At 33.0% G+C, this 19325-nt stretch carries 21 protein-coding genes and 1 tRNA gene; 20 read left to right on the top strand and 2 right to left on the bottom strand.

Going from position 1 to position 19325, the window contains the following annotated elements; all coding sequences use genetic code 11:
- Window positions 1-43 precede the first annotated feature (43 nt).
- On the bottom strand, window positions 44-853 hold the full coding sequence (locus K5782_RS05540; RefSeq protein ID WP_297464729.1) for a CFI-box-CTERM domain-containing protein: 810 nt from the start codon (window positions 851-853) through the stop codon (window positions 44-46).
- 111 nt (window positions 854-964) lie between these two features.
- Here K5782_RS05540 and K5782_RS05535 point away from each other — a divergent pair, with 111 nt between their 5' ends.
- The 9 genes from K5782_RS05535 to K5782_RS05495 all read left to right on the top strand — a co-directional run bounded on the left by K5782_RS05535 (window position 965) and on the right by K5782_RS05495 (window position 8689).
- Window positions 965-2635 (top strand): peptidase, encoded by a 1671-nt coding sequence (locus tag K5782_RS05535; protein WP_297464726.1) that lies wholly within the window; start codon window positions 965-967, stop codon window positions 2633-2635.
- A 14-nt stretch (window positions 2636-2649) separates the two neighbouring features.
- Entirely contained in the window at window positions 2650-2856 is a 207-nt protein-coding gene (locus K5782_RS05530; RefSeq protein WP_297464725.1) for a hypothetical protein, read from the top strand.
- Window positions 2857-2945: 89 nt separating this feature from the next.
- The gene (locus K5782_RS05525) at window positions 2946-4493 is read left to right on the top strand and encodes a peptidase (protein WP_297464723.1); all 1548 of its coding nucleotides are present in this window, start codon (window positions 2946-2948) and stop codon (window positions 4491-4493) included.
- A gap of 63 nt (window positions 4494-4556) precedes the next feature.
- The gene (locus K5782_RS05520; RefSeq protein WP_297464721.1) at window positions 4557-4949 is read left to right on the top strand and encodes a hypothetical protein; all 393 of its coding nucleotides are present in this window, start codon (window positions 4557-4559) and stop codon (window positions 4947-4949) included.
- Window positions 4942-5442, top strand: coding sequence for a winged helix-turn-helix transcriptional regulator (locus K5782_RS05515; protein ID WP_297464719.1), 501 nt, complete (start codon window positions 4942-4944; stop codon window positions 5440-5442). Before K5782_RS05520 ends, K5782_RS05515 begins: the two co-directional genes overlap by 8 nt.
- Window positions 5443-5494: 52 nt before the next feature.
- Window positions 5495-6667 (top strand): peptidase, encoded by a 1173-nt coding sequence (locus K5782_RS05510; protein ID WP_297464717.1) that lies wholly within the window; start codon window positions 5495-5497, stop codon window positions 6665-6667.
- 64 nt (window positions 6668-6731) lie between these two features.
- The gene (locus K5782_RS05505) at window positions 6732-7502 is read left to right on the top strand and encodes a rhomboid family intramembrane serine protease (protein ID WP_297464715.1); all 771 of its coding nucleotides are present in this window, start codon (window positions 6732-6734) and stop codon (window positions 7500-7502) included.
- Between the two features lie 39 nt (window positions 7503-7541).
- Window positions 7542-7718, top strand: coding sequence for a 4-oxalocrotonate tautomerase family protein (locus K5782_RS05500; RefSeq protein WP_007402510.1), 177 nt, complete (start codon window positions 7542-7544; stop codon window positions 7716-7718).
- Between the two features lie 164 nt (window positions 7719-7882).
- Window positions 7883-8689 (top strand): carbon-nitrogen hydrolase family protein, encoded by an 807-nt coding sequence (locus K5782_RS05495; RefSeq protein WP_297464712.1) that lies wholly within the window; start codon window positions 7883-7885, stop codon window positions 8687-8689.
- Here the strand turns inward: K5782_RS05495 and K5782_RS05490 are convergent.
- A complete protein-coding gene (locus tag K5782_RS05490) occupies window positions 8673-9140 on the bottom strand; it encodes a DNA topoisomerase (protein WP_297464710.1) in 468 nt (155 codons plus the stop codon). The genes K5782_RS05495 and K5782_RS05490 overlap by 17 nt on opposite strands.
- A gap of 47 nt (window positions 9141-9187) precedes the next feature.
- Between K5782_RS05490 and K5782_RS05485 the strand changes: the two genes are divergently transcribed.
- From K5782_RS05485 to K5782_RS05435, 11 genes are all read left to right on the top strand, one after another.
- The gene (locus tag K5782_RS05485; RefSeq protein WP_366069431.1) at window positions 9188-10351 is read left to right on the top strand and encodes a thiolase domain-containing protein; all 1164 of its coding nucleotides are present in this window, start codon (window positions 9188-9190) and stop codon (window positions 10349-10351) included.
- Window position 10352: 1 nt separating this feature from the next.
- On the top strand, window positions 10353-10721 hold the full coding sequence (locus tag K5782_RS05480) for an OB-fold domain-containing protein (RefSeq protein WP_007551501.1): 369 nt from the start codon (window positions 10353-10355) through the stop codon (window positions 10719-10721).
- Between the two features lie 70 nt (window positions 10722-10791).
- Window positions 10792-10953, top strand: coding sequence for a hypothetical protein (locus tag K5782_RS05475; RefSeq protein ID WP_297464704.1), 162 nt, complete (start codon window positions 10792-10794; stop codon window positions 10951-10953).
- 152 nt (window positions 10954-11105) lie between these two features.
- Window positions 11106-13199, top strand: a complete 2094-nt coding sequence (nrdD, locus tag K5782_RS05470) for an anaerobic ribonucleoside-triphosphate reductase (RefSeq protein ID WP_297464702.1) — start codon at window positions 11106-11108, stop codon at window positions 13197-13199.
- A gap of 206 nt (window positions 13200-13405) precedes the next feature.
- Window positions 13406-16054 carry an adenosylcobalamin-dependent ribonucleoside-diphosphate reductase gene (locus K5782_RS05465; protein WP_297464700.1) on the top strand — a complete coding sequence of 883 codons (2649 nt, stop codon included), beginning with the start codon at window positions 13406-13408 and terminating at the stop codon, window positions 16052-16054.
- A gap of 235 nt (window positions 16055-16289) precedes the next feature.
- Window positions 16290-17411, top strand: a complete 1122-nt coding sequence (locus K5782_RS05460) for a hypothetical protein (RefSeq protein ID WP_297464698.1) — start codon at window positions 16290-16292, stop codon at window positions 17409-17411.
- Between the two features lies 1 nt (window position 17412).
- Window positions 17413-18081 (top strand): ribosome biogenesis protein, encoded by a 669-nt coding sequence (locus K5782_RS05455; protein ID WP_297464696.1) that lies wholly within the window; start codon window positions 17413-17415, stop codon window positions 18079-18081.
- 22 nt (window positions 18082-18103) lie between these two features.
- Window positions 18104-18177 (top strand) — tRNA-Gly (locus tag K5782_RS05450).
- A gap of 86 nt (window positions 18178-18263) precedes the next feature.
- Window positions 18264-18530, top strand: coding sequence for an RNase P subunit (locus K5782_RS05445; protein WP_327442389.1), 267 nt, complete (start codon window positions 18264-18266; stop codon window positions 18528-18530).
- A 31-nt stretch (window positions 18531-18561) separates the two neighbouring features.
- Complete coding sequence (locus tag K5782_RS05440; protein WP_007551491.1) at window positions 18562-19014, top strand: 30S ribosomal protein S19e; 453 nt, start codon at window positions 18562-18564, stop codon at window positions 19012-19014.
- Window positions 19015-19021: 7 nt separating this feature from the next.
- Window positions 19022-19297 (top strand): DNA-binding protein, encoded by a 276-nt coding sequence (locus K5782_RS05435; protein ID WP_297464692.1) that lies wholly within the window; start codon window positions 19022-19024, stop codon window positions 19295-19297.
- The last annotated feature ends 28 nt before the right edge of the window (window positions 19298-19325 follow it).

The raw sequence follows: 19325 nt of genomic DNA, 5'->3' as shown, positions 1-19325 counted from the left end.
ACTGGATAAATAAAAACCTGACTAGCAATTCTAGATGTGAAATCTACTTTCTATTATATTGGTATATTTTTATGATTCCAAATACCGGAATTCCGATATACATTCCAATATTCATCAAAATTATTCCTACACCGTATCCTACCATTTCTTGTTCTGAATCAATATTGATATGATTAAGTATGGAAAGTGATGTGAGCATTGGTGTCAATAAAATTTTTACAGCTTCTTTGAAAATTGGTTGTTCTCTTTCATAATCTGCAATTATTGGTGAAAATGAATAATAAAACTGATTAAAAGTTGTCATAAATGCTGTTCCAGAATTAGTGGAAAGAATAGTATTGTCTCTTAATTCTCTAAGTTGTTGGACTTGAGGAGATAATTCTGAACCAAATGTTGCAGTGGCAATTAGGCAAGCCCCTCCATTTTTGTCATTTATTGGAGAAGGTTGTGCAAAAGCTTCTCCAACTGAAACATCAAATGAAACTTTTTCTAAAGGAATTGGCTGAAATAATATTCCTTCAACTCCAAGTTCTACTGAATAAACCCCATCATTGATAAACTCAACTGGAATCTTCACTGAACCTAACGAAGTATGCGTAAGTGGAATTGGTCCAAAAACATTTGTACCATCTTTTGAAACTGTTATTGAATAATCAATATGTTCTTGAATTTTTTTAGTTTGAGGATTGATAAAGTCAATATGTAAATTAGTTTGTTCTCCTGAAATTATATCATCATATGCTAATTTGACATCTAGTGTTCCTTTTTCTGTTTGTAGAGTTTGTGAATTTGTTTGAGCAAATGCTGGAATAATCAACAATGGAATAAGTAACATTACAAGTACAAATTTCATGATTTCACCTTTAATTTACACAAATAAAACTTAACCTATTTGAGATTTTAAAGAATCATTCATAGAAATTCTGTGCCATCTTTAAATATGGAATTATAGCAAAATAAATTATTGAATAATAAATTTACATTCTTTATTTTAATAATTACTGCTTTTACAATTTCAACTTTGACTCCAAATGCATTTGGACATGGACTTGGCGGAGATATGGCACCTCCGATTAGTTTTGGTGGAATGAATGTAACTGTAATGACACAACTAAATCCTGCAGATATTACAGTTGGTGAAGTCACATCTGCAAATATGCAAGTCAGATTTTTTGATACTATTACTGATAAGAATCTGGATAAAGTTACCTATAGGGTAGAAGTTTGGAGAAGTGGAGATCTCTTGGCAAGAAATCTGTTTTATGATTTAGATGGAACATTAGATGTTGAAATTAAACCTGAACTAGGATGCAAAGAAATGGAACTATGGAAGTGTACAAAATATTATGGTTCTGAGCATGCTAGTGCACCTGAAGCTTTGTATGCAGAGGGAGATGGAAGAACACAAATCAAAGGCCCAATATTTGATAAAGGTGGATTATACAATATTAGAGTCGATATTGAAGGAGCTACTAGTCCAAAAGCACTATTAGCTAATAGACTCAGCTATGATACTTTTGTTAGTGTTGCACAAGATCAAGATTTTTTCATTAAAACTGCAAATGCACAAGAAATTCCTGTAGTGGTAAAAACTTACTATGATGAAGTAGAGAATTTTAAATTCGATAACTCTGATAATTCTATCTATTTTGATATGCCATTTGATTGGGATCCTGGCTATGTAGATTTAGTTCAAGTGGTACATGAGGAAGTAAGAATTCCAAAGAGCTTTACACCGTATGCAGAAGGCAAACAATTCAAAGGATACGTTAACGGTGTAGAAATAGATCAACGTGCATTGTTAAATGATCCGTACTCATATGATGATACAAACATTATACATTTTCTTATAACTAAAAATGAACTACAAAAAATCAATGATTCTTTGGGTCCAAAAAACTATGACAGTGGAATTATGAAATTAAAACTAGTTCCACAAAGCGGTGTCTCAAAAAGTTCCACACAATTTTATTTAGTAGATACTAAAACCAACAAACAAGTTCCTACAACAGTAAGTATTGCTTGGGATGGTAGCTATGGCGCAGGCGAAGAAATTCCATTTGAACTAACATTTTTTGATGAAAATAGAAATCTACTAAAAGATGTAAGATATGCATATTCGCTTATTGATGAAAATAATAAAGAAATAAAACGAAATTCAGGCACTGATCCACAAAATCCTGGTATAGTTGCATTTGAAGGATTAGATACTCAAAAAATATTTGTCCCATCTCAAGGACAATATAGAATTGATATCCTAGTTTATGGAACTGGAATAATGTATGATGCAAAATATGCTGGTATAGGTTCTGGAATAATTGAAATTGGTCCAAGTTTGCCAAAAACTCCTGGATCTTCAGTGTCGATTCCATCTTGGATTAAAAACAATGCAGGCTGGTGGGCAGATGGATCTATTGACGATAATTCTTTTGTTCAGGGAATTCAATATTTGATTAAAGAAAACATTATGAAAATTCCATCAACCACTCAAGGTACAGGTATTGGTGCAAATGTAATTCCATCTTGGATTAAAAACAATGCAGGCTGGTGGGCAGATGGATCTATTGACGATAATTCTTTTGTTCAGGGTATACAATATCTGATCAAAGAAGGTATAATGAAAATCCAGAAATAATTAAGTGATAATATATGAAAGATATTAACGATATTCTTCCAAAAATACCTAATATGAGATGGGGAGCTTTAATGAATAAAGCACCAACTAATGATAAAGTAAAAGAAATGAATAAAATTTTTCCTCACAATGGAAAATGGCATACAGTCTTTGAAGAAAAAGATTTAGTAACAATTGATGGCAAACAAATTTGGAAAAAAGATCCAACCAAATGGACTTGATCATTATTTCTTAACCCTGCGAAACAAACATCATGTTCAAAATATGTCTCAGGCAACAAAAAAAGGATTGTAAACAATTTTTTTTACATATGATATCTTTATTCATCATTTCTATTCTGATTACATTTACTATTGTAGATATTTATGGTCACGGCGTTGGAAGTGAAATATTTCCACCCGTAGATCTAAATGGAAAACAAGTGAGTTTAGAAGTTTCTTCATCTACAAACAATCCTGATGAAAATGATGATCAACAAATATCAATTTCATTAATCGATTTTAACTCAAAAATTACTCTTAGAGACGTTACTTTTTTAATTAAATCTAGTCATGGTGAACAATTTCTTTTTGAAAAAGAATTTCAAAGTGATAATGGATTTCTAGTCTTAAATTTTATATCTGAAAACACAGAATCAATTCAAATCCAAGAAGAAAACGGAAGTAATTTCTTTGCTTCATTACTTGGATTGGATAATAGGAAGATCAACATTAAAGGTCCACGATTAAGTGATGGTGGGCTTTACAAATTAGACGTAACTATTCTTACAGCAGATGGATATTCAAATAAATTAGATATACCTCTTACATTTAACGCTGGAATTTCCATTGCACAAACTTCTAAACATGAAATCAATCACCCTATTTTTGGTTTGCAGGAAATTAATGTTATTACATACTATGATGAAATAAAGAATTTTGAATATGATATTGAATCTAAAGAGATCACTTTCTCAATGCCTTTTGAATGGAGTCTAGATAATATCAATCAAACATCTGTTGTACACGAGGAATTAGTTATCCCAAAAACGTTTGGTGATTTGTTGGTATCTGGATTTTCTATGTATGTCAATGGCATCAAACTCTCTGATGACATTGTAACAATTGATGATTTTTTTTCTGAAAAACGGGTAGTTCATTTTATTATTAGCCAAAAAGAATTACAAAACATTTACAATAATCAGTCACCACAAAATGGAATGAATTTTCTTATAAAACCAAATTCTGATGATATTAAGCTAAGCTCGGTTACTTCTAATGGACAATTTAGAATTTTTGTAACTTGGGAACCTCAAAACTTACAATCAAATTCCAAAGCTATAATTTATTTTGATGTAATTGATGTTTTTCTTAAAAATAGACCTATAGCAGTTAATTATGATTTTTCCGTTACTCAAAATGATAGAATAATTTTTAAACAAAGTGGAATTAGTACTGATTCAAAAGAAAAGCATAACATCGCAGAATTTACAATACCTGATGACATAAATGGGATTGTTAAATTAAACTTCCAAAATCTTGCAGATAATAATCTTGCAAGTACGTCAATTCCAATCGTAATTAATAATTCACTTAGTGAAAATAATTATATCTCAATTCCTGATTGGGTTAAAAACAATGCAGGATGGTGGTCAAACGAACAAATTGACGATAATTCATTTGTACACGCAATTCAATATCTTATCAAAGAAAAAATAGTCAAAGTTCCACCAACAGCTCAAGGATCAGGTACTGTTGAAAATGAAATTCCATCTTGGGTTAAAAACAATGCAGGATGGTGGGCAGATGGACAAATTGATGATGAAACTTTTGTTCAGGGATTGCAATTTTTAATAAAAAATAGAATTCTTCGTGTCTGATCGCTCATACTTCGAAACATGAACCAGTCTGTTTAAATTCATAAAAACTGTATTTTTTGTGATTTGTTTAGGCCTCAAAGTCTAATTGAACGGAAATCTACACTATTTTCTATTGTAGTTATAGGTGTAGTTGCAATACTGGCAATTCCTGTAATAATTCCTCACATTTTACATGGCTTTCATCTAATGCACATCTTTTTACATATTGCTGGAATCACACTTGCCATATTCATTACAATCCTTGCAGTACTAGCATATTCTAGATTAAAGACAAAAAGACTGCTACTTAGTACATTTGCTTTTGCAACTTTTATTGCGGCTGAAGCAGTATTGGTAATTGATGCTACATGGCCTGGGCTTTATGATTTAGGTGATATCTCTCTACTAGAGATAGGACATTTATTGACGTTCAGTACATTAGGATTGTTAGCCTTGGGAGTGTTTAGAAATGACTGATAGAAATCTACAATTACAAAAAATCATAGATCAAAGTCCTGGAATCCAATTTAGGGAGTTAATGCGTTCTTCAGGATTAAAAAATGGAGTTCTTAGTCACTACATTGGTAAATTAGAAAAACACGGAATAATCAAAGTAGTACGTGGTCCAAGACAAACTAGATTTTACCCACCGAGAATTACTGAAGACGAATCAAAAATTATCAAAGCACTACGTAGACAGACTCAAAGAGATCTATTGCTAGCTCTAGTGAAACAAGATGGTCTTGAGTTTAATGAATTAGTAAACGAAGTAGGAAAATCCCCATCAACTGTGTCCTTATATTTATCACAGTTAGTACAAGATGAACTAATTGAAATTAAACTTGAAAATACAAGAAAGAGATATTATATTAAATCTAGAATGATAATAGATCGATTAATTGAAGACTATAGACCAGGATTACTTGAAAAACCAACATCTGGATTCGAAGATATATTCAACGCTTTCTAATCTATCTAAACTAAAAATAATATTTTCTATAACTGGTTTTGTATTTACTTTATTGATTTTTCAATTTGCATTTGCTGAAGTTTTTATTCCTTCACAAGAATATGTTGGATATTATGATTATGAAGGAGTGTATACTGTTGGAGGTAATGTAAAGAATCAAAATGATTTTGCACTAATTCCAACTATTTCTATTACTGTGATTGATGGAGAAAATACATTTACAAAGACAATAACTCACGTTACAATTCCCCCAAGAACTGATATTCCATTTAAAATAAAATTACCTGAAATTACATCTGATACTCCTATCTTACTTGAACCTAAACTAAAATTTGCAAAAACAGAAAAAGATCCACTATCAATTACAATTCTTTATGATAAAACCTTAATCAAACATGACGATGGTCATGTTACTGGGAGAATTATTAATAATGGAAATCAAACTATATTCAACCCAAAAGTTCTTGCAATAGCTAATGGTCATGAAAAAATGCTAGATGTTGTTTCTAATATTGAACATATTGAAAAAATAGAGCCAGGCGAAATTAAAGAATTTTCGATGTATCCAGATCCTTCGATTACTGAAGATATTTTTTATTACAGTTGTTTTGCTCCTGTAGATAGCACTGTAATTCCTGTTTCTACTAAGAAAAATGGGGGCGACTTTGATTTTAGATATGATTCTGGTGCATGGTATTCTGCAGCTAAATTTAACGAAGAAGGAACCACTCTTACTATGCGTGGATACAACAGCTATCCACTTGAAACATATGCAAATTTTGAATTCCCACAAATTTCTGGAAAAGAGAAATTCAATGTCACATTAAATGATAAACCTGTTCACTTTATCCAAAGTATAGATGATATGGGATTTTGGCATGTTGCATTTACTGTAGGTCCTACATCACAGGGTATTCTCAAAATTACTGGTTTTGAAAAAGGATTACCACCTATCACTTCAAAAATTCCTCAATGGATAAAAACAAATGCAAATTGGTGGTCAACTGATCAAATTTCTGATTCGGAATTTCTAGAGGGCATAGCATTTTTGTTTGAAAAAGGAATTATCTCTGTACCCTCAAAAGAAATAACGGTTCAATCAAATTGGAAAATACCATCATGGGTTAAAACTGCATCATTATGGTGGTCCGAAGACAAGATTTCTGACGATGATTACCTAAATATTATTGAAAATCTTGTCAAACGAAAAATTATTCTAGTGTGATTTTTCCTTTATAGCAAGTCTTGAATAATCTTATTATACAATTTTTATTCAATCTTAATATCTAATGTTTCCATTACGCGATGAAAATCCACATCCTCCAGGATTCAAACCAAAAGTAACTTATGCATTAATTGCAGCTAATGTTCTAGTATTCCTTATAGAAATTGCATATACTGGACAATTTATTGAATTTACGAATCAAAATGCATTTTCATTATTTTATAATTGGGGTGCAGTGCCAAACTGTGTTACAGGCGCAACTGTTTCTAACATAGATTTTGGACAAGGATCAATGCAAATTAAATGTCCTACTGAACCATACATCTCTCTTCTTAGTTCTACTTTCTTACATGGTGGTGCAATGCATCTTGGAGGTAACATGTTGTTTTTGTGGATATTTGGCGATAACATTGAACTAAAGTTTGGTCGATTAAAATATCTGGGAATTTATCTGATGTGGGGAATAAGCGCAGGATTAATTCACATACTTGGTGATCCTACAAGTGTAATTCCTGCAGTAGGTGCATCTGGTGCAATATCTGGAATACTTGGTGCATATCTTGTAATGTTTCCAAGAGCAAAGATTCAGACTGTAATGATAATGGGATTCTTTATCAGAATGTTGCATATCCAAGCTAGATGGTTCTTACCATTTTGGCTTGTTTTCCAAAACTTACTTCCATTTTTTATTGGTGGATTTGGTGTTGCAGGAGGTGGTGTTGCATATCTTGCTCATATTGGTGGATTTGTAGTAGGACTTGCTACTGGATATCTATACAAGAAAACACATGGCTCTGAGTACACATACGGAACAAGATATGGGTACAAAGGCTAAGTCTAAAGAATAAATCATTGTAACTTTTTCAAACTAATCATGCCATTGATTACAGTCTCAATGTATCCTGGAAGAACTCAACAACAAAAAGATGAATATGCAAAAGCAATCACAAAATCTGCTGTAGAAATTCTAAAAACAAAAGAATCTCATGTCATTGTAGTTTTTGAGGATAATCCAAAAGAAAACTGGTTTCTAGCAGGAAACCAACTTTAATTATTTTAAAAAAATACTGGAATAATTCCCTTCCAGTTAGAGGGCTACACATATACACATTATGGTCGGTTAATTTCTTTATCACTAATTTACATAATAACAAAATGGTACATTTCATGTTTGTACCACTTTATCTTTTTATCCTCTTTAATAATACAAATTTCATGAAAGTTGCGATTGTACAGTTTAAGGCATCTACTAAAAAAGAAACTAATCTAAAAAAAATTATTGATTATATTACAAAAGCAGCAGAAAAAAAAGCTACACTTGTTGCATTTCCAGAATTTATGATGTTTTATACAAATTCATCACAATCATCAAAACAGCTAGCAACTTTAGCTGAAACTATCACTGGAAATTTTGTAACTAGTATTGCAAAGTGTGCCAAAGAAAATCACATAGATATTGTAGGATCATTTTATGAAAAAAGTACAAAAAAAGATCGCGTATATGACACTTCATTTATTATTGATAAAAATGGTAAAGTGATATCAAGATACAGAAAAATTCATCTCTATGATGCTCTAGGATTTAGAGAGTCTGATAAAATGGTTAAAGGCTCAAAGATTGCAAAGCCTGTATCAACTACTATTGGGAAAATAGGAATGATGATTTGCTATGACTTGAGATTTCCAGAGATGTCAAGATCACTTGCTGTTGCAGGCTCTGAAATTCTAGTTGCACCATCAGCTTGGGTGAAAGGTAACATGAAAGAAGAACATTGGATTACAATCAACAAGACACGTGCAATTGAAAATGGTTGTTATGTCATTGCCCCTGATCAAGTTGGAAATATTTACTGTGGACGAAGTCTTGTAATTGATCCATACGGAAAAATTTTGCTTGATATGAAAAAGAAACAAGGAATTGGATATGTCGACATTGAATTAAAAAATGTAAAACAAATTAGAAAGATTCTACCGTTATTAAAAAACAGACGTACTGATATCTATCCTACTTTGAAGATTTAATTTTTCTACTTTCACAATTAAAGTTTGAACACTGTCTAGTCCATTTTTGTTTTCTTGAGTAACGGAAAATTATCATTGGCCACTTGCATACATCACATGGAATCTTCATTGCTCTAAGTCTTGCTTTCTGCAATAGCGGTGATGATGCTTTACAACCTCCATGAAAGTTTGAACAGCCCATGAATCGTTTTCTTGTTGTTTTAGATCTGATTAGTATTATCTGGCCTAATCTACATTCTGGACATTCAACTAGCCCGTTTTTTGGAGAATTTGTCCCAAGAATCATATATTTTCTATCTTTTGATGACCAAGACAAGTATCCATTAATGTCCAAATATTGAATGATCTCTTTTTTGAAAATTGCTGTCTTTGACTTTGTAGTTTTTGCTACGTGTCTAGTGATGGTCCTTTTAACCTGAATAGTTTTGAGCAATGATTTCTTTGACGGCATATTCTATAATGAATTTACTAAAACAATTTTTATAGGGACTTGGGTCAGTGACATTTGTGGAAAAGGTCTGTGTTCTTGGCGCAGGTAGCACCAAATATGGTAAATTATCAGAAAGTATAGCTGATATCACTACTCAGGCATCCGTTTTAGCTATAGAAAATGCAGGAATCGATCCAAAAGAGATCAAAGCATCTTACATTTCAAACGTCTTTGGAGTTGCAGATAAGCAGGTACATCTTGGACCTGTTTTAATGAGTAGATTGGGAATTCCAGATAAACCATCATTAACAATAGAATCAGCATGTGGAAGTGGCTCAGTATCCTTTAGAGAAGCATATGCCAATGTTGCGGCTGGATTTTATGATTGTCTTGTAGTAACTGGCGTTGAAAAAGTAACTCATACAGGAACTGAATGGACAACAACTTACTTTGCATATTGTTCTGATTTTTTTTATGAAGGCCAAGCAGGTGCATCTTTTCCAGGATTATTTGCATCAATGGCAAGAGCTTACTTGACTGAGTTTGGTGCAACTGAAGAAGATTTTGCAAGAGTTGCAGTAAAGAATCACGACAATGGATTTCTAAATCCTAAAGCTCACATGCAAAAGAAAATTACAATTGATGATGTACTAAAATCTCCGGTAGTTGCAAGTCCGCTAAAACTTTATGATTGCTGTCCATTTTCTGATGGCGCAAGTTCTGTTATTCTTTGTTCTGAAAAGTTTGCAAAATCTCATGGCGGTGATTACATTGAAGTTATTGGATCTGGTAGAGGTGGTTCACCTGCTGCATTGCAAGGACGTGAACACATGACTACTATTCCTAGTACAAAGATTGCAGCAGCAGATGCATACAAAATGGCTGGTGTTACTCCAAAAGATATTGATTTTGCTGAAGTACATGATTGCTTTACTATTGCAGAAATTGTTGACACTGAAGATTTAGGATTCTTTGAAAAAGGTAAAGGGGTACAAGCTGTAAGAGAAGGTAGAACTAGTTTAAATTCAGACATTTCAATTAATCCATCAGGAGGTCTTAAATCAAAAGGACATCCAATTGGAGCTACAGGTGTAGGACAAGTAGTAGAAGTTTATGATCAATTAACTGGTAAAGCAGGAGCACGAACTGTTAAAGATGCAAAAATTGGTTTAACTCATAATTTTGGTGCAACTGGTGCAAGTTGCGCTGTTCATATATTCCAAAGTGTGTAAAATGACTATTGAAGAACAACTTATTGAATATGCAAAACAAGGTAAACTCTTAACTCACAAATGTACAAAGTGCGGATACATTCACTTGTCTACTGCATATTACTGCCTAAAATGTGGCAGTAAAGGCTTTGAGGATCTTGTTTTAGACGGAGTAGGCTCAATTGCCACTTATACGATAATAACTGTAGCTCCTGCGGGTTTTGAAAAATTTACACCTTATGCATTCGTGGTGCTTCAATTAGACAATACACATTTGAGAATTTCAGGATTTATGGCTGGAATTGCAACACCTGAAGATCTACCTGTAGGAACTAGAGCCAGAATCGCCGGTTTTGAAGATGGTTGTGGAATTATTATTAAAAAACAGTAAAAATATTTGTTTGAATTATTAAAAAAAATCAAAATCATTTCTTAATACTTTTCTACCACTGCTTTCTTTCATGTCTGTAGAAATTACATGTGGTAAATGCGGAGAAAAGATCGCTAATATAAAAATGCTAAAAGCACTCAAAGATGTAATGACACCATATAGTGGAAAGTGTCCTTCATGTGGACAAAAATTGTCAACATCTGAATTTTCTCTTGATGTTCAAGAAAACTGATCTAAAAATCTTTTCATAATTTTTTATTTTTGTTGTCTACATCTAATGTTACAACCCCTCAAATTTTATTTCAATTAGAAAATGGATCTAAAATCTACAAAAATGATCTAGTCATAAGTCTTAATTACTCCTTCCTTTTTTATTGATTTAGTATGGAATTGGATGAAGAGCTAGAAGAGCCAAAGCGAAGCGGAATTCTTCAATCCACGTCAAAACGTGTAAGGATGATCTTTTCTGTAATGGCAAGTCCTAACAGAATCGATATTTTAAGAATCTTAAATTCAAAGGGCCCTCTGACTTATTCTGAATTAAAGTCACTGGCTGGATTCAAATCTAAAAAAGAGAGTGGAAAATTTGCATACCATTTAAGAAAATTATTGAGACAATCACTTGTAGCACTAAATAAATCTGAAAGACGTTATACCATTACAAATCTTGGAAAATTGGTCTTAAGCTTAGCAAGACAAATTGAAGAACGTTCAATTATTGAAAGTGGTAAGATGTATGTCAGAACATCTCATGAATCAATTGAAGAATTTAATTCTCATAAAATTATTCAATCACTTGTACGCGAAGGCAGCTTACCACTAGAGTTAGCCCAAAAAATTACTGAAGAAGTTGAAAATAGAATTTACAAATATCAGACAACCTATCTTACAGGATCTCTTATTCGAGAAATGGTAAATTCGGTCCTTTTAGAGCATGGTCATGAAGAATACCGCAACAAACTGGCACGCCTAGGCCTGCCTGTATACGACGTTCAAGAGATGCTTACAAATCTAGACAATGTAGATAATGGCGCAGAGGGCTTACTTTTCAATACGGGTCAAAAAGTATTTGCAGAACACTTACTCACAAATGTATTACCAAAAGATGTTGCAGATTCCCATCTTTCTGGTGATATGCATATTTCAAATCCTGGAATATGGTCAATGATACCTGATACAATATTTGTTAATGTAAAAGAATTGATTGAAGACGGAGTTATTCTTGGCGGAAAATATCTTGATGTGTCAAGAATTACATCATCAAAAACACTAGATGATGTCACATCTTCTTTATCTATTATCATTTCATTACTTTCCAAAGAAGCTTCACAAGAAATTGTTCTTGATGGATTAATTCCATTATTTACAAAACATGCAAAGAACATTCCAGAGTTAGAACAAAAACTGACAGATGCATTTTCTACTGCTTCTACTACATCAAAGTATAATAGAAAAAGCACTGATGTTTCAATTAGACTTCAATTAGGTTCTGATCTAAAAATTGTTAATGCAATCATTAATGCTTACAAGAATTACACAAAGATAACTCCAATTCCAAAAATTGGTTTAATTGTTGATTTCGATAAAGGAAAAATCTCTGATGTCTCTGATGCATTATCTGAAATTATTGCGATTGGCGGCAAAGTCATGTTTGCAAAAGGTGAAGTATCAAGTTATGGTATTACAAATGGCACAACTAAAAATTCTGGTCCACTTGCAATTACACTACAATCTGTATCGATCAATCTTCCAAGACTTGCATTTGAATCCAACAAAGATGAAACATACTTTAGAGCAAGACTCGCATTGCTAATGAAACCTGCATTATCTTCTATGGCATTAAGAAAGAAAGACATCTCTGATCTTACACGAAGAGGATTAAATCCAATACTTGCAAAAAATACTCAATACATGCAAAGAAGTTCTGTATCTTTAATTGTTAATCTAGTAGGTTTGAAAGAATCGGTCTTCAATATACTTGGTTTCCAAGATAATAAAGAAGGAAGAGACGTACTCAATAAAGTAATAGAAACTGCAGTTGATGTTGCTACTAAGAAAGGTAAGGAACTCGGTGATACTGTAGCGATATCCATGATTGAAACAGAAGGATCTAGCCGATTTGCAAACCTAGATGGTGAAAAATATGGTAAAAATTCTGCACTAAACTCTATGGATAGTGACTCTTATTCACAAGGAATAGTGTTAAAAGCATCTGAGATATCTGATTATACAACCAAGAGTGAAATTATCACAGAATGTACTAGACTATCTAAATTGCTTAATGGTGGTTTACTAGTTAAACTAGACATTGATCAGAATGCTACTCAAGCTGATATTAAAAAATCAATTGAGAAAGCAGCAGAGCTTACATCTTCCTTTAAGCCTGTGAAAAAAGTATCACTCTGTGGTGAATGTGGATTCAAAGATGAACCCTTTGTTGACAAATGTCCAAAGTGCAAGTCTTCATATGTCATCTGAAATTCGTAAGTCTAAAACTAGTTCCGATCATCTTAAAAAAATGTGACGCTTTACATAAGCGATCATCGTTGTGACTTGTTACTAAATTCATAATACCATTATGATATCGATTGGACCGTTGTCAATATTTTTCCACCGAATTTTTAGAAAAAACTGCCAAATCATTTATACCATCATATTTCTTACCTCTTGCGGGGAGATTATAATTGGATAAATCACAAATAGAAAGTACTATCAATGAGATCCGTAAGCGCAGTGGCGCTATAACGGCCTTCAATCAAAATAAAATTTCAAACGCTATATACAAAGCGTTGGCAGCCACCTCTAAAGCCGACCGTGCGCTAGCCGATCAACTTGCAAATAAAGTTGTACAAAAATTAGTCGAACAGGGGTTCACAAATTCTAGAGCTCCTAGCGTTGAGGATATTCAAGACATTGTAGAGTCAACTCTTATCGATTGTGGAAATAGCGACATTGCAAAAGCATACATCGTTTACAGACATGAACGAAGAAAATTAAGGGACGAAAAAATGAAAGTCTTAAACCTAAAATCTTTAGATCCTGTTTCCAAGAATTTTGATCTAAATTGCTTGAGAGTATTGGCATCTAGATATCTTTTCAGAAACAACAAAAATGAAATCATTGAATCACCAACTCAAATGTTTGAAAGAGTTGCAATTCTTGTTGGAATAGGTGATGTCCTATATGATTCAAAAGTGTTTGAAAAAACTGGAAATATTACCCAAGATATTGAAGAAGCACGCACATATCTTGAGAAATTAGATAATTTTGATTACAAATTCAAAATTGGAGAATATTTTCTCAACAAGTGGCACTTTAGATCCCTGATCAATCATTATGTGACTCTTGCAAGTAAAGGTCAGATGAAAGTAAGCTTTAAAGATCTTCTAACTCTACTTGCAGCAAAAGAATTAGATAGTTACGCAGACAAAATCACAGAATATTTTGAATTGATGACAGCACAAGACTTTCTGCCAAATTCACCAACAATGATGAATGCTGGTGGTAGACTTGGTCAGCTTTCAGCATGTTTTGTTCTTGGAATGCCAGATGACATGGAGAAAATCATGAAATCAACTTCTGATGCAGCACTAATATTCAAATCTGGAGGCGGAGTTGGAATCAACTATTCTGATCTTCGTGAAGAAGGCGATATTGTTGCATCAACATCAGGTGTAGCATCAGGTCCTGTCTCTTTTATGAATATCATCAATACCGTGACTGAAGTTGTAAAACAAGGAGGTAAAAGAAGAGGAGCTAACATGGGAATCATTGAAGCTTGGCATCCAGATGTTGAAAAATTTATCACAAATAAAACAGAACCTGGTGTTTTGGAGAACTTTAATGTCAGTGTAGGTATTTGGGAAGACTTTTGGAATGCACTTGTAAATACAACTGATGGAAAATACATGTTACGTAGTCCACGTGACAGAAAACCAGTAAAAGAAATCAATGCACATCAATTAATTGACTTGATAGCTCTTTCTGCATGGAAGAGTGCAGAGCCTGGATTGATCTTCTTTGATCAAATTAACAAATACAATGTATTTGCCAAAGCAAGACAAGCTCCACTAAGAGCTACAAATCCATGTGGTGAACAAAGTCTTTATCCGTACGAATCATGTAATCTTGGTTCTATCAACTTGGTAAATCTCGTAAAGAGAAAAGCTGATGGAGAATACGAATTTGATTGGCAAAGATATGAAGAAACAATCAGAAAGACTACCAGATTCTTAGATAACATCATTGATGTAAATCACTATCCTGTAAAAGAAATTGATATTGCATCAAAAGATTCTAGAAGAATTGGATTAGGTGTAATGGGAGTAGCAGATCTATTATACAAATTAAAGATTCCATACAACTCCAAAGAAGGATACGATCTACAATCAAAACTATCTGAAGCATTGACTTATTATTCAATGGAAGAAAGTGTAGCACTAGCAAAATCTAGAGGTGAATTCCCACTATGCTCAAAAACAGAATATCCTGAAGGAAAGATTCCAATTGCAGGATATTATGAGAAACCAAAAGAGTCTCACTGTTATGAATGGGATGCACTAATTGATAAGATCAAGAAACATGGAATAAGAAATGTTTTGACTACTACAGTAGCTCCAACAGGAACACTATCTATGATTGCAGATTGTTCAAACGGAATGGAGCCAGCATTTGCTCTAGTCTTTGAGAAGAGAGTAACAGTAGGTCGATTCTTTTACACCAACAAAATTGTTGAACAAGTACTCAAAGAACATGGTCTATACAGCGATGAACTCCTTGCAAAGATTGCAGACAACTATGGCTCACTAAAAGGAATTCCTGAAATTCCACAATGGATGCAAGACGTCTATGTAACTGCAATGGATATTCACTGGGCAGATCATCTAATGGCCCAAGGAGTATGGCAAGATTGGATTGGAAATGCAATTGCCAAGACAATTAACATGCCATATGATGTTACAGCAGAAGATGTAAAGTCTGCATATCTATTGGCTCATGAATTGGGTCTAAAGGGAATTACAGTGTACCGTGATGGTTCAAGACACAAACAAGTACTTCACATGACAAGTGAAAACGCAGAAAAAGTATTTGATGTTACACCAAGTGAACATGTTACTAAATATGTAACAACCATGATATCAAATCCATACATCAAATCACATGTACATGATTCACTTGAACTCAAAGTACATGATGAAGAAATAACATCTGAACCTACTAGACAAGAAGTATCAGAAGATCGTTTATGTCCAACATGCAAAAACAACCTTGTATTTGTAGAAGGATGTAGTATTTGCATTGAATGCGGATACAGCGGTTGTACATCAGGGTAGACAATAGAAGCAAAGGAAATAATGGTTATCGGAATATTACGATGACCGACGAGTGGTAAAGGTCCACGTGTTAAGGCTTCGCAAGCCGGTTGTGGATCAATCTGCGCCACAGAGCCACTCGTCGTTATCTTAATCTAATTAATTAAGAAATAAAATTAAGACATAATAAAAGTTCTCATGATCGATAATGATCTTTTTGTAAACTTTTTTACTCTCTTCTAATGACGTTCATAATGTGGATAAAAAAATTCTAGGAATATCTGGAGGTATAGCCGTAGTAATTGCTATAGTTGCAGTGATATTACTAACACCAAATTTAGAACCAACTCCAATTCAGAAACATAATGAAAAAATTGGCCTTGTAATTAACGCACCACATTCAGCAATAACACTACAAGACTTGAATCAAATTTATGCTGAAGCATCATCTACTGGTATTGGAAGAAGTAACGTGTACATGTTTTGGAATATTGTTGAGCCTGTAAGAGGAGAATACGACTGGAAACAATCAGATGCTCTGATGAGTTTTAATAAAAATAATAATCTCAAAGTAACATTATTTTTTTCTGTTATTAATGGTGAAACACTAGGACCATTTCCAAATTGGATAGGAAAACCATCACTTAATGCGATTGGAGAAGATCGACTAGTAAACGTTCTTGATGCAATATTGTCTCGTTATGATATTATAGATACAGTTGTAATTGCAGGAGAAACAGAATCTCAATTTCGTTATCACGAACAAAATATTCCTGTATACAAAGAACTCTTCAATGGAGTATACACAAAATTAAAAGAAAAACACCCCGATGTGCAAATTGGAAATGGATTTGCGTTACATAACGTATTAAATAAAAATTTAGAGCATATTGTATCTGATCTAGCAATAGGTGATTTTGTGGCTTTTTCATATTTCCCAGTTGATACCTTAAATGATATTGTCAAAACACCAGAAGAAGCTAAAGCAGACTTGCAAAAGACATTTGAAATAATACCTGATAAAAAAATTGGACTTTTTGAGGTTAGTTGGAGTACTTCTGATTTTGTAGGAGGTAATGAAACATCACAGCAAATATTTCTAGAAAAATCCTTTGAATTTTACACTGAAAATGAATCTAAAATAGAATTTTTCACTTGGTACAGGCAATATGATAGACCTGATGGCACATGTGTGATTGACAAACCAGAAATCGCTAATCAAACTCTAACTGTAGGTGGTGGGTCTGGTTTAGGAAGCAGTGAATACATAATGGAAAGATTGAGTCATTACATTTGTAATTCTGGATTATTGGATGTTGATGGAACACCAAAATCTAGTTGGAATGAATTTAAAAATCAGATAGAACTGATCAATTAAGATGTTCTCTCTGATTTTAGCAGAATCTGCATTAGAAACAGTTCCTCTAGAATTACAAGATCATCCTTCAGTAATCTCACATGCACAAAAATTTGGAAAACATCCGTCTGAAATATTGCTTGATAATTCATGGCATTTTGCTGCAATGAAAGGAATCAATGATGAAATTAAAAGAGGAAGACCTGATCTAGTTCATTTTTCTATATTGGAAGCTACAACAATTCCATTGTACTCACAAAATAAAATTAAAATCTATATTCACACAATTGACGATAACGTAATTTACATTGGAGAAAATGTTCACATTCCAAAATCATATCATAGATTTGAAGGTCTTATTGAAAAATTATATTTAGAAAAAACTATACAATCTGGCAAAGATGTGTTATTGGAAATTAAAAAAAAATCGTTTACTGAGTTAATCAATGAGATCAAACCATCCAAGATTATTGGATTTTCAACTAAAGGAGAACTAAGCTCATTTGAAAAAATTAGCTCTCAAATTTCAGATAATTCTTGTATAGTTATAGGTGGATTTCAAAAAGGCCACTTTTCTGAATCAATAAACAATAAAATAAATCGCTTATTTTCAGTTGGTAACTTGTCTTATGAGGCTCATGTAGTGATTGCACGTATGCTCTACGAGTATGAAAAAACCGTTTTTATGTAGGAAATTAAGTTTGTTTTCTTGTGCAGTCATAGTATAGCCTGGTTAGTATTCGGGGTTTCCAACCCTGTGACGCGGGTTCGAATCCCGCTGACTGCACTTTTCTATTAAAAGAGAACTAATTTTTAGGTGGATAGTGATTAATAATTGTGAAACCTGCACTTAGACAAATTGCATTAGAGAGAATGCAGATTTTAATTAATAGTGCAATTTCTAATGCAAAAATGAATCCAGTACTATCTCAGAGACAGGCATTACTGGCCCAAAGAATTAGCACAAGACACAAAATTCGTATGCCTTACGAATTAAAAATTGTATTTTGTAAAAAATGTAAATCATTTATCGCCCCAGGGATAAATTCTAAAATTCGATTAGGCAGAACATCAATAAAGTCGATCAGAATTTCGTGTAACCTTTGTGGGCATACTTATCGCAAAATAATAGCTCAATGATTTATAAGACGATTCCTGAGTTTTTGACCTTATGGCAAAGGTATACGATGTACCATCTGATGTATTGATTAGTAGATTGGCAGCTATTTTAAAAAATGAAGATATTCCTGCTCCTTCTTGGATTCCATTTGTAAAAACTGGAGCTCATGCAGATAAACCACCTCAAGACAGAGATTGGTGGCATACAAGATGTGCATCACTAATGAGAAAAATTTACCTTCATGGTCCGCTTGGAATTAACGAATTAAGAAAAATTTATGGTGGAGGTAGACCATCAGGATATGGTGCTGCTCATCATAAAGATGCTGGAGGCGCAATAATTCGTAATGCAATTCAAGGATTAGAAAAGCTTGGATATGTTGAGAAAGTTGAGAAAAAAGGCCGTGTCATTTCAAAAAAAGGAATGCAAAAATTAGATAGATTATCAACAGAAATTCTAAACGAACTGATCGTTGTAAATCCTCAACTAAAAATATACTCTTAGATTTAAAATGAGTTTTTCTGAATCACCTGATCAAGATAAACAAAATCACGATATGACTGCTCAAAAAGAGCAAATCCTCAAACAAATACTCTCTCCAGATGCAAGAATGAGATTAAATAACATCAAGATGGTTAAACCTGAATTATCTGATTTAGTAGAGCAATATCTAATTGGAATGGCATCACAAGGAAAGATGAATTCTCAAATTAATGACAATCAACTTAAACAAATTTTATTATCAATTCAACAACCAAAACGTGATTTTAAGATAAATCGTATCTAATCAGAGAAAATATAATTAGGGGATAATA

The organism is Nitrosarchaeum sp., assembly GCF_025699065.1.
GTDB lineage: Archaea > Thermoproteota > Nitrososphaeria > Nitrososphaerales > Nitrosopumilaceae > Nitrosarchaeum.
This window is presented reverse-complemented; position numbering and strand designations above follow the sequence as displayed.